This is a genomic window from Dolichospermum sp. LEGE 00246 (assembly GCF_015207865.1).
GTDB lineage: Bacteria > Cyanobacteriota > Cyanobacteriia > Cyanobacteriales > Nostocaceae > Dolichospermum > Dolichospermum heterosporum.
On the sequence record NZ_JADEWA010000184.1, the window covers coordinates 1 to 9,773 of the forward strand.

Annotated in this window: 10 protein-coding genes; 2 read left to right on the forward strand and 8 right to left on the reverse strand. The window is 37.2% G+C overall.

Annotated features, from left to right (window positions below):
* Window positions 1-83: 83 nt before the first annotated feature.
* Together IQ228_RS13480 and recR are read right to left on the reverse strand one after the other, a co-directional pair.
* On the reverse strand, window positions 84-704 hold the full coding sequence (locus tag IQ228_RS13480; RefSeq protein WP_027404181.1) for a hypothetical protein: 621 nt from the start codon (window positions 702-704) through the stop codon (window positions 84-86).
* A 23-nt stretch (window positions 705-727) separates the two neighbouring features.
* Window positions 728-1,327: a recombination mediator RecR gene (gene recR / locus IQ228_RS13485; RefSeq protein ID WP_071992843.1), complete on the reverse strand. Its 600-nt coding sequence runs from the start codon at window positions 1,325-1,327 to the stop codon at window positions 728-730.
* Window positions 1,328-1,435: 108 nt separating this feature from the next.
* Between recR and IQ228_RS13490 the strand changes: the two genes are divergently transcribed.
* Window positions 1,436-2,362 (forward strand): Rpn family recombination-promoting nuclease/putative transposase, encoded by a 927-nt coding sequence (locus IQ228_RS13490; protein WP_193963121.1) that lies wholly within the window; start codon window positions 1,436-1,438, stop codon window positions 2,360-2,362.
* Here IQ228_RS13490 and IQ228_RS13495 read toward each other — a convergent pair.
* Entirely contained in the window at window positions 2,359-2,958 is a 600-nt protein-coding gene (locus IQ228_RS13495; RefSeq protein ID WP_039201206.1) for a tRNA-(ms[2]io[6]A)-hydroxylase, read from the reverse strand. The genes IQ228_RS13490 and IQ228_RS13495 overlap by 4 nt on opposite strands.
* 427 nt (window positions 2,959-3,385) lie before the next feature.
* Here IQ228_RS13495 and IQ228_RS13500 point away from each other — a divergent pair, with 427 nt between their 5' ends.
* Window positions 3,386-4,816, forward strand: a complete 1,431-nt coding sequence (locus IQ228_RS13500) for an NAD(P)/FAD-dependent oxidoreductase (protein ID WP_051424431.1) — start codon at window positions 3,386-3,388, stop codon at window positions 4,814-4,816.
* Window positions 4,817-5,165: 349 nt separating this feature from the next.
* On the opposite strand, the gene IQ228_RS13505 is transcribed toward IQ228_RS13500, so the two are convergent.
* From IQ228_RS13505 to IQ228_RS13525, 5 genes are all read right to left on the reverse strand, one after another.
* Window positions 5,166-5,933, reverse strand: a complete 768-nt coding sequence (locus IQ228_RS13505) for a sterol desaturase family protein (RefSeq protein ID WP_193963123.1) — start codon at window positions 5,931-5,933, stop codon at window positions 5,166-5,168.
* A 148-nt stretch (window positions 5,934-6,081) separates the two neighbouring features.
* On the reverse strand, window positions 6,082-7,629 hold the full coding sequence (locus tag IQ228_RS13510; RefSeq protein WP_193963125.1) for a mercuric reductase: 1,548 nt from the start codon (window positions 7,627-7,629) through the stop codon (window positions 6,082-6,084).
* A gap of 145 nt (window positions 7,630-7,774) precedes the next feature.
* A complete protein-coding gene (locus IQ228_RS13515; protein ID WP_370566891.1) occupies window positions 7,775-8,464 on the reverse strand; it encodes a TVP38/TMEM64 family protein in 690 nt (229 codons plus the stop codon).
* Entirely contained in the window at window positions 8,465-9,151 is a 687-nt protein-coding gene (locus IQ228_RS13520) for a TIGR04283 family arsenosugar biosynthesis glycosyltransferase (protein WP_027404174.1), read from the reverse strand. It lies immediately after the preceding gene.
* 273 nt (window positions 9,152-9,424) lie between these two features.
* Window positions 9,425-9,649, reverse strand: a complete 225-nt coding sequence (locus IQ228_RS13525; RefSeq protein WP_027404173.1) for a DUF6737 family protein — start codon at window positions 9,647-9,649, stop codon at window positions 9,425-9,427.
* Window positions 9,650-9,773: the final 124 nt, after the last annotated feature.

Genomic DNA, 9,773 nt, shown 5'->3' on the forward strand with positions numbered 1-9,773 from the left:
CCCTAACCCTCCCCTTGTAAAGGGGAGGGTTAGGGAGGGGAAGCGATTCGTGAAATTTTATTTCTGGAGATGTATAATTTATATTACTCCCATTCTCGTAATTGCTTATGCACTACTGCTAAATACCACATATAATCATCAAGCTTATACTCATCCGCAGCTTTAACTATATATTCCTGTGCTAACTCCCAATTATTCTCAGCTTCATAATATAAACCCAAATAGAGATGACTGTAAAACTTACCTTTTAATCCTGCCAATTTTCCTACGTTCAAAACATCATCTGTTGTACAATTACCTGCAAATAAATCATAAACAGACTTCATGATTTTTCGCGGATCATTTTTCACAGGTAATAAAGAATTACGAGCTTCTGTAACACCGGATAATCTAGCTATACAAAGATATCTCCAGACCGTTTCTTCCACATCTTGGGCATTAACAGTTAAATCTATTTCAAACTGTTTTGCACCTTCAGCAAATCGTTCTGCATAATAATAAGATAATCCTCGTTGCCACAAATAAGGAGTAATTTGAATGTCTAACTTTTCTGCATCATCAAAATCTTGAATTGATTCGGCAATTTTTCCTAATTTAAAATTAATCATGCCGCGACGGACATAAGCATTGACATTATTTGGCTGAGTGTTAATGGTATTATTCCACTCTTGCAGTTGATTTTCTAGGGAGTTGGTAAAAAACATTTTGGTAATCAAATTTGCTACTTTTAATCTAGCTCTCTCCGTCCTTCTAATGCTCTAGCTAAGGTAAGTTCATCAGCATATTCTAAATCACCACCTACAGGTAAACCAAAAGCAATGCGGGTGACTTTTGTAAATGGTTTTAGTAATTGACCTATGTATAATGTTGTGGTTTCTCCTTCGATACTAGGACTAATAGCTAAAATCACCTCTTGGGGTTTTTGTTCGCTTACCCGTCTGACTAAAGGCTGAATATTTAACTGTTCTGGTCCAATACCGTCCATAGGGGAAATTACGCCACCTAAAACATGATATTTACCTTTAAATTCACGGGTTTTTTCCAATGCAATCACATCACGAGAATCTGCAACTACGCAAATAGTTGTATTATCTCGCTGAGGATGACGACAAATTTCACAGATTGGATCTGATGAAAGGTGAAAACAAACTTTACACAAACCGATCTGTTTTTTTGCGTCAATAAGTGCTTGAGCTAAGGCTTCTACTTCTGCTTCTGGTCTTTTTAAGATGTGCAAAGCTAAACGTTGGGCGCTTTTTGGACCAACTCCGGGTAGCCGTTGCAATTGTTCGATTAATCTGGCTAGGGGACGTGCGTAAACCGTAATTCTACCTCCGGGGTTTTTTCTATTTTACAGTTAAATTATGTTTCGCGCAAAGGCGCAAAGACGCAAAGTTTGAGGAATTTTAACCAGTAAATATTATAATCATGATTTATGCGAAGAGATTCACTTTTTTATAAACTCTTTCAACAATATCCATCTTTGTTGTTTGAACTGTTGACAGATCCGCCGATTAATGCTCAGGCTTACCGCTTTGATTCTGTGGCTGTCAAAGAACCGACTTTTGCAATTGATGGTGTATTTTTACCACCAGAAGGTGATGAACAGGGCATAGTATATTTTTGTGAGGTACAATTTCAAAGAGATGAGGAATTGTATGAAAGAATCTGTGCGGAAACTTCACTATATTTTTATCGTAATCGCAAAAGATTTTGTGATTGGCAAATAGTGATCATTTATCCATCTCGAAATACAGAACAAAATGACATTTATCCTCATCGTGGATTTCTCAACAGTCCTCAAGTACATCGAGTATATTTAGATGAATTGGGAGATATTCAAGAATTACCATTAGGTTTAGGTGTCATGTTACTAACTACTCTGGGAGAAAGTCAAGCCCCAGCAGTAGCTAGATATTTATTAACCAGAACCCATGAGGAGATTGTCACACCATCAAGTCAAGCTATGATGGAGATGATCACGACAATCATGGTCTACAAGTTTGAAAATCTGAGTCGTCGGGAGGTAGAATCAATGTTAGGAATTACACTCAAAGAAACTAGAGTTTATCAAGAAATTAAAGAAGAAGGCAGAGAGGAAGGACTGGAACAAGGCAGAGAAGAAGGACTAGAGGAAGGACTAGAACAAGGCATAGAACAAGGCATAGAACAAGCTACAATTAATTTGGTGATTCGACAATTAACAAAGCGGTTTGGTAAAATATCTCAGAGAAAGATAAAATCTATTTCTGGTTTACCATTGTCTGTGTTAGAAGAATTGAGTGAAGCTCTTTTAGATTTTCAGAGTTTGAATGATTTGCAAACTTGGTTGTTAATCCATACTCCGGCAAAAACTGACTAACTATGTATTCTGGGTTCTGGGTGTAAGGTTGATAATAATTGACTTTCCACCTCTGCTAATTCATCTAATCTGTCCATGACGATTTTTCGGTCATAATAGGTGTCAGCTAAAACCCAATACATCCCAAAATGTCTGGCTTCTGATGCCATTAAACTGCGGTAAAATTGAGCTAGTTCTGGTTCTGGACAGTTAGCAGCTAGGAGTCCTAAGCGTTCATGACTGCGGGCTTCTATTAAGCCGGTGACGAGTAAGGAGTCTAAAAATCTCTGGGGTTCTTGTCCCCGGACTTGGGATTTTAACCCTGCACCGTAGGGGGGTGCGGATAGGGCTGCTAGTTTGATCTGACGGCGTTCTAGCCATTGATTAACAAGTTCAAAGTGTTCGAGTTCTTCACGAGCGATCGCTGTTAACTCCCTCACCATTTTAGCATTAGAGGGATAGCGAAACATCATATTTAATGCTACTCCTGCGGCTTTGCGTTCACAGTGGGAGTGATCTAGTAAAATAATATCAAGGTTAGCGATCGCCTGCTCTACCCAAGCATCACTGGTAGGTTGTTTGAGGGCGTTGATAGTGGGTAAAGGTGAACTCAGCACAGCGAAAAAACTCCCAATTGAACAATTTGGCTAATTAATTCTAATCTTAAATCAGCGGCGTTCGCGGTAGCCTCTTGTATTCCTTACAAGACCCAAGGAAAGAGATAGCGCGACCTAGTAATCGCTAACTGAAGATTTATATTTTGAGCCATCAGGCATAATTGCACCTTTTGGTTTAGCACTATAGACATCTCCGGTAAAGGATGTAGATCTGAGAATCTCTACACATGGAACATCTCTACAAAGGTTTTAAGTCACGCATATTTAATTTTCACCAGATGTATTATGTAGATTCCTGTAAAATTTTGCCTTTTTTATCCAAATTTCCATATAACTTTGTAAAACTTAATTGTTTGGCAACACTGAAACACCTATACTGAGACTTGGTTAAAATCACTGAAAATATATTTTCTTCCAGAACAAACTTATGACTACTCGGCGAGAATTTTTGACTCAAGGTTCAGCAGGATCACTTGGACTAATTGCATTGGCTAATGGTTTTCCAATTTCTGCCACCAAACCTGCTAAAAATACCTTTCAAGTTGCTATCACCACACCTCAAAAAGTGGTGATTTTAGGAGCAGGATTTTCTGGTTTGGCGGCTGGATATTTTCTTTCTAAACAGGGAGTAGATGTGACTATTCTCGAAGCTCGCTCACGAATAGGCGGCCGCGTATTTTCCCACAAGATTGATGATACTGACAATTTGACAATTGAACTAGGCGCAGAGTGGGTGGGAGCATCTCACAAACGATTGATTGCACTATGTAAAGAATTTGGTTTGGAGCTAAAGAACAACCAATTTAATACTCATTTGATCTATCAAGATGAATATTTTACTGAAGCTAAATGGGATTACTCAACAGCATGGAATAGTAAATTTGAGGAAATTCTCCAGGCTTATGCTAATTTTAGTGAAGCCGACAAAGTTGAACTAGATAAAATGGATTGGTGGCGTTATCTTGTCAACAATGGCATTAGTGGTAGAGATTTGGAACTTAGAGAACTCCTAGACAGCACTGATTTTGGTGAAAGTATCCGTCAGGTCTCTGCATTTGCCGCTTTAGCAGAATACGCTGAGTCTAGTGAAAAGAATGAGATGGACTACAAGATTAAGGGGGGAAATAATCAACTTGCTAAAGCTATGGCAAAAGCGATTGGTAGAGATAAAATTCTGCTCAATCATCAAGTAGTCTCAGTGGTTCAATCGGGGGAGACTGTCACAATTACCTGTGAAGATGGTTTCAAGATTGAGGCTAACAACGTAATTTGCACTCTTCCTACACTGGCTATTAGTCAAATTCATTGGGAACCGATGCTACCGAAGGACAAGCAAGCAGCAATTAATGCCTTACAGTATGCGCGGATTAATAAAAATGCTTTGCTTTATGATCAACGTTTCTGGAAAGACGAAAGTTTTGACATATTAACAGATATTCTGCCTCACTACTTTTATCATGCCACTAAGAATCAGCCATCTCAAAAGGGAGTGCTGATTTCATACACAATTGGCGATAAAGCTGACGTAGTTTCTCGGCAGACTGATACATGGCGGAGTCGGATGATTAATAATGCTCTTAAACCTGCTTTTGGAGAAACTAAATCCCATTTGCTCAAACAGACCAGCTACTACTGGGGCAATGATAAATATTCTGGAGGAGCTTATGCTGTGTATGGTACAGGGCAGTGGTTTACCATTAGACCAGTTTTAGAGCGCAAGTTTGAGAATGTATACTTTGCCGGTGAACACCTCGCTGATTGGCAAGGTTTTATGGAAGGTGCTATCAACACCGGTGAAGCAGCCGCAGAGCAAATTTTGGGTACATTAAGTAAGGCAAAAGTTCCTGTGAGAGCATAGGTAACAAGAAATCTAGCAAAATTTACGGCTATTTTCAGGTAATGGATTTACTATCCGTTACCTGGTTTTATATAAACTGACTAAGAGGATGTTTTAAAAGTGGTATTCCGTAATTTTTATCACATTGCTACACCCCTTTCCCCTTTACAAGGGGGGAAACAATAAAAATCTAGTTCCCTCCCCTTGTAAAGGGGAGGGTTAGGGAGGGGTAAAAAATATTTGATACATCAACCATAACTTTTCAAACACCCTCTAAGAGCGATCGCTAACTGATGATTTATACTTTGAGCCATCAGGCATAATTGCACCTTCTAGGAAAGCACTACTCAATTCATAATCTCTGATGCTATCAATCGTGTTTATTCACAGGCACAAACGGTAATTTTAATAAACTGATCACATTAAAATTTCTAGTTTCTTCGGGTACACCAAATTGGATGGTTTCTGGTTGTGGCGGATAATAACGAGATTGAAATATTATATCCCAGATAGTTAATAAACTGGTATAATTACTATTTAAATATTTTGTTAATTGGCAATGATGAGCGCGATGATAATTAGGTGTAACAATAAAATAACTCAGGAATTTATCTATTTTGAAAGGTAAAGCAAAATTACTATGATGAAAAACTAAGGATATAGCAAATAAAGATTCATATAATATCCAAGCATTTGGGGTAATTCCCAATAGATAAATTAATCCAATTTTAGGAATATTGGAGACAATTACTTCTACCGGATGAAAGCGGTAAGCTGTGGATATATTCATCCATCTATCTGTATGATGAACTTTGTGAAACCGCCAAGCAAAACCCCAAGTGTGGATTAATCTATGCCACGTATACATATATAAATCTAGCAAAAAAAAAGAGAGAATAAAGTGCAACCAGGGTAAATTTAGATCATAAAAAAATCCCTGTGATAAAGTTGGTTTCCAGAGAGATTTTAAGATTAAAATAACTGTGAGGTTAACCAATAAAGAATTTACTAAACCTAAAATTAGATTGTGAATAACTCTTTTAAGTAAAGTTTGATGATATTGAAAAAAGGGAATTAATGTTTCTAAAATTCCAAATATCACAATACTGCTGAAAACAGCCAGAGATTTATATTCCATTTTGTTTGATGTCCTGATAATTCTGCCATAGATGGGTCAATTTTTTCTCTCTATTCATGAATTTTACCATGAATATTTTCTTGAGTCTCAAGAACAAAGAACAAGATCCCCAACTTCTTTAAGAAGTCGGGGATCTGAAACTCTTAATTTAAGAAAATTTTCTTAAAAATCCCAATAATTGCTTAGTTTTTGGTGTGAGTAAAGTCTTGCGATAAGCGTCTGCGGCTTTTTTAATGGCTTCTGCTTGGGTGGGGTAAGGATGAATTACACTGCTAAGTTTACTTAAACCAATTTGATGAACAATAGCTGTGGTAATTTCGGAAATCATCTCCCCTGCATGATTAGCAACTATGGTTGCACCCAAAATTTGATCTGAGCCTTTTTTGTGATGAATCTTTAAAAAACCAGATTCTTCATGATCGGCGATCGCTCGGTCTATGCGATTATAGGGTATCTTAATAGTTTCTATCTCTATACCCAATTCTTTCGCCTCCTGTGCGTACATCCCCACATGGGCAATTTCCGGGCTGGTATATGTCACCCAAGGCATGACTAGACTACTGAGTTTAGATCGTCCCCAACCAAAAGGCGAAAACAGGGTATTTTTAATCACAATTCGGGCTGCCGCATCTGCCGCATGAGTAAATTTCCAATTCATGCAGATATCACCAGCGGCGTAAATTTTCGGATTTGTGGTTTGCAAATAATCATTTACTTTCACACCGAAGCTTTGATCGTATTCTACACCCACTGCCTCTAAATTCAAATTTTCCACATTTGGCGCACGTCCCGCACCAACTAATATTTCATCAACTGTCACTGAATCTCTTTCACTATTCACAGAAAAATATAGGCGTTTTCCTTCCGTAACTGTGACAACTTCTTCTAATTGACAATTTAATACTAAACGAATCCCTTCATCAATCAAAACTTTTTGCAAAATTTCCGCTGCTTCTGGATCTTCCTGATTTAAAATATGTGAACCGCGATGAAATAATGTCACCTCACAACCCAAACGCTGAAATGTTTGTGCTAATTCACAACCGACAGGACCACCACCAATTATTGCTAATTTTTCCGGTTTCTGAGTCAGAGAAAAAACAGTTTCATTAGTTAAATAACCTGCGGATTCAATTCCCCGAATTTTCGGTCTCACAGCCCTAGCACCCGTGGCAATGACAGCTTTTTTAAATTTTAATTTTTGCTGATCAACTTCTATAGTATTATGACTTTTAAATTCACCATTACCTAAAAAAACATCAATTCCCAAACTTTTAAATCTTTCCACAGAGTCATGATGACTAATACTCGCCCGAATACGTCTCATTCTCTCCATAACTGTGGCAAAGTCTACATCAAATTGCTGGGAAATATTAATCCCTAAATCTTTGGCTTTTTTGATTTCTTCAACTACACGAGAAGAACGAATTAAACATTTAGAGGGGATACAACCAAAATTTAAACAATCTCCTCCCATGAGATTTTTTTCAATTAAGGCTATTTTCAAACCCAAATCTAAACCCGCAGCCCCCGCAGCCACAACTAAACCCGCAGTTCCCCCACCAATAACTACTAAATCATAATAATCAGCCGGTTGGGGATTTAGCCAGTTATCGGGATGAACATTTTTGATTAGTTTTTGATTAAACTCATCCATTGGACGCATTGTGACTCTTGGAGATTCTGAATTTGACATTTTTTTACCTCTGAAGAATCAAGTATCAAGTATGTTTGTGATTAGACAATCTGTTATTTATAGATACATTATAATTAAAATTTTGTCGGTTTGATATTTAACAGATTTTCTCAATTTTTTGTAAATAAGCAACTAAACCTCGGAATCAAATTTCTTCGTCTAAAGCTTTCTTAGCTATTTTAGTAACATAGATTGTCACAGCAATTGTCGCTATTAACCCAATGATTTTAATTACCCAGTTCAAGATGAGATTTACCGGTTGATTATGAGTGCCAATTAAGGCTAAATCTCCTGCTAAATAACCGAAATACACATACATGATTGTTCCAGGAATCATCCCCACTGAGCCAATTAAATAGTCTTGAAAAGAAACACTAGTAATTCCGAAAGCATAGTTTAATAAGTTGAAGGGAAAAAGGGGAGAAAGTCGAACTAATAGGACGATTTTTAATCCTTGTTTACTAACGGCTTTATCAATAATGGCAAATTTTTTATAACTAGATATTTTCTCTTTTATCCAACTTTGAGCTAAATAACGTCCTACTAAAAATGCGGCTACAGCACCTAATGTAGCCCCAATAAACACATATAAAGAACCCCAAATTACCCCAAAAATTATACCAGCACCTAAAGTGAGAATTGCGGCTGGTAAAAAAGCCAAAGTAGCAATAATGTAGATACCAATAAATACTATTCCCCCCACAGCACCAAGACTATTAATCCATTGTAAAGTATTTTGTAAAAATGATAGGAAACTGAGAGAAGATACACTAATAGATTCCTGTACTAAAGCTAAATCTATTTCTGATAAAAATGTCATAACCATAAGAATTATTTACAATTTTGAAGAAGAGTACCAATTACGAATTCGATGGGGGGATATCCCTAGTAAATAAGCAATGACAATAATTTGATTCCAGAGAGTAGTTTGGATAATTCCTTTTTTTAACCATCTGCGAGGTGAGGTAATTACAGGTGTTGGTAATAGATAAATTTTCCCCAGAGTTTTTAATTTTCTCATCAGTTCAAAGTCTTCCATAATTGGCATTTGGGGGAAATTACCAACTTGCTGAAATACATCTTTGGTGAGAAAAATACCTTGATCACCATAGGGCATTTGCCAAAGATGCGATCGCCATTTTACCCCAAATTCGACCAAACGCAAGCCCCAATCGGGGGCATTTATCTGTAAAGCAAATGCACCAGCTACAATTCCCGGTTGTGCTAAGGTTGTGCAAATCATCTGTTCAAAATTAGTCGGTAACCGAGTATCAGCATGGAGAAATAGGAGAATTTCCCCACTAGCAGCCATAGCACCTGCATTCATTTGATTAGCACGTCCCGGAGAAGAAATAATCACCTGAACATTTAAGGATTTGGCTATTAATAATGTTTGATCTTGTGAACCACCATCAACCACAATTATTTCTACATTATTACTGGATTGACTGCTAGTAATTACTTCTTTAATATTACTCGCTTCATTGAGTGTGGGAATAATAATAGAAATTTGAGCATTCATATCATTAAGGCTAGGAGGTAGGGGCGCAGGGACTGCGCCCAGTCAGGAGTCAGGAAGAAGAATTGGAGGATTGATTTATTAAATTAGTTATTCTGTCATTTTGTTTAAGAGGTTGTTTGAAAAATCTAAATTATTACTTATCCTGGCGACTAGAAGTCGCGGCTACACAGACAAAACTCTTGATTTTAATTATTCCACGGGCGTGGAATTCGTTTGTGTAGTAGCGTATCCCTGACGGGAGCCGGATGCTCTATTATATTCGCCCCAAACTTTTCAAACATCTTCTAAGACTCGACTGCGAATCATCATTTGTGGCCAAATTAACAGAAAAAATCCCATCCAAATTAATAATGGAATAGCTACTAAAATTGTCACCCAAAGAATTTTAAATATTAACCAACTACCGCTAATTAATGTGACAGCAGTGAGGATAATTGACCAAGGCTGACACCACCAAGGTTTATATTTCCAAGGACTAATTGTTTGTTGTTCAGACATTTTTAGATGAAAAAACTAGAATTTGCTAAAAGAGAAATCATGGGCAATAGATGACTTTTTTAATAAAGTGACTACTAACCATTGACACTTGCCGATTTTGATATTTCATTACGTATATGAATAT

What these genes read in the sequence shown, in the direction of transcription:
- IQ228_RS13505 (WP_193963123.1), bottom strand. Translation starts at nt 5,933, where the DNA reads ATGGAATATAAATCTCTGGCTGTTTTCAGCAGTATTGTGATATTTGGA.
- IQ228_RS13510 (WP_193963125.1), bottom strand. Translation starts at nt 7,629, where the DNA reads ATGTCAAATTCAGAATCTCCAAGAGTCACAATGCGTCCAATGGATGAG.
- IQ228_RS13525 (WP_027404173.1), bottom strand. Translation starts at nt 9,649, where the DNA reads ATGTCTGAACAACAAACAATTAGTCCTTGGAAATATAAACCTTGGTGG.
- IQ228_RS13490 (WP_193963121.1), top strand. Translation starts at nt 1,436, where the DNA reads ATGCGAAGAGATTCACTTTTTTATAAACTCTTTCAACAATATCCATCT.
- IQ228_RS13500 (WP_051424431.1), top strand. Translation starts at nt 3,386, where the DNA reads ATGACTACTCGGCGAGAATTTTTGACTCAAGGTTCAGCAGGATCACTT.
- IQ228_RS13520 (WP_027404174.1), bottom strand. Translation starts at nt 9,151, where the DNA reads ATGAATGCTCAAATTTCTATTATTATTCCCACACTCAATGAAGCGAGT.
- IQ228_RS13480 (WP_027404181.1), bottom strand. Translation starts at nt 704, where the DNA reads ATGTTTTTTACCAACTCCCTAGAAAATCAACTGCAAGAGTGGAATAAT.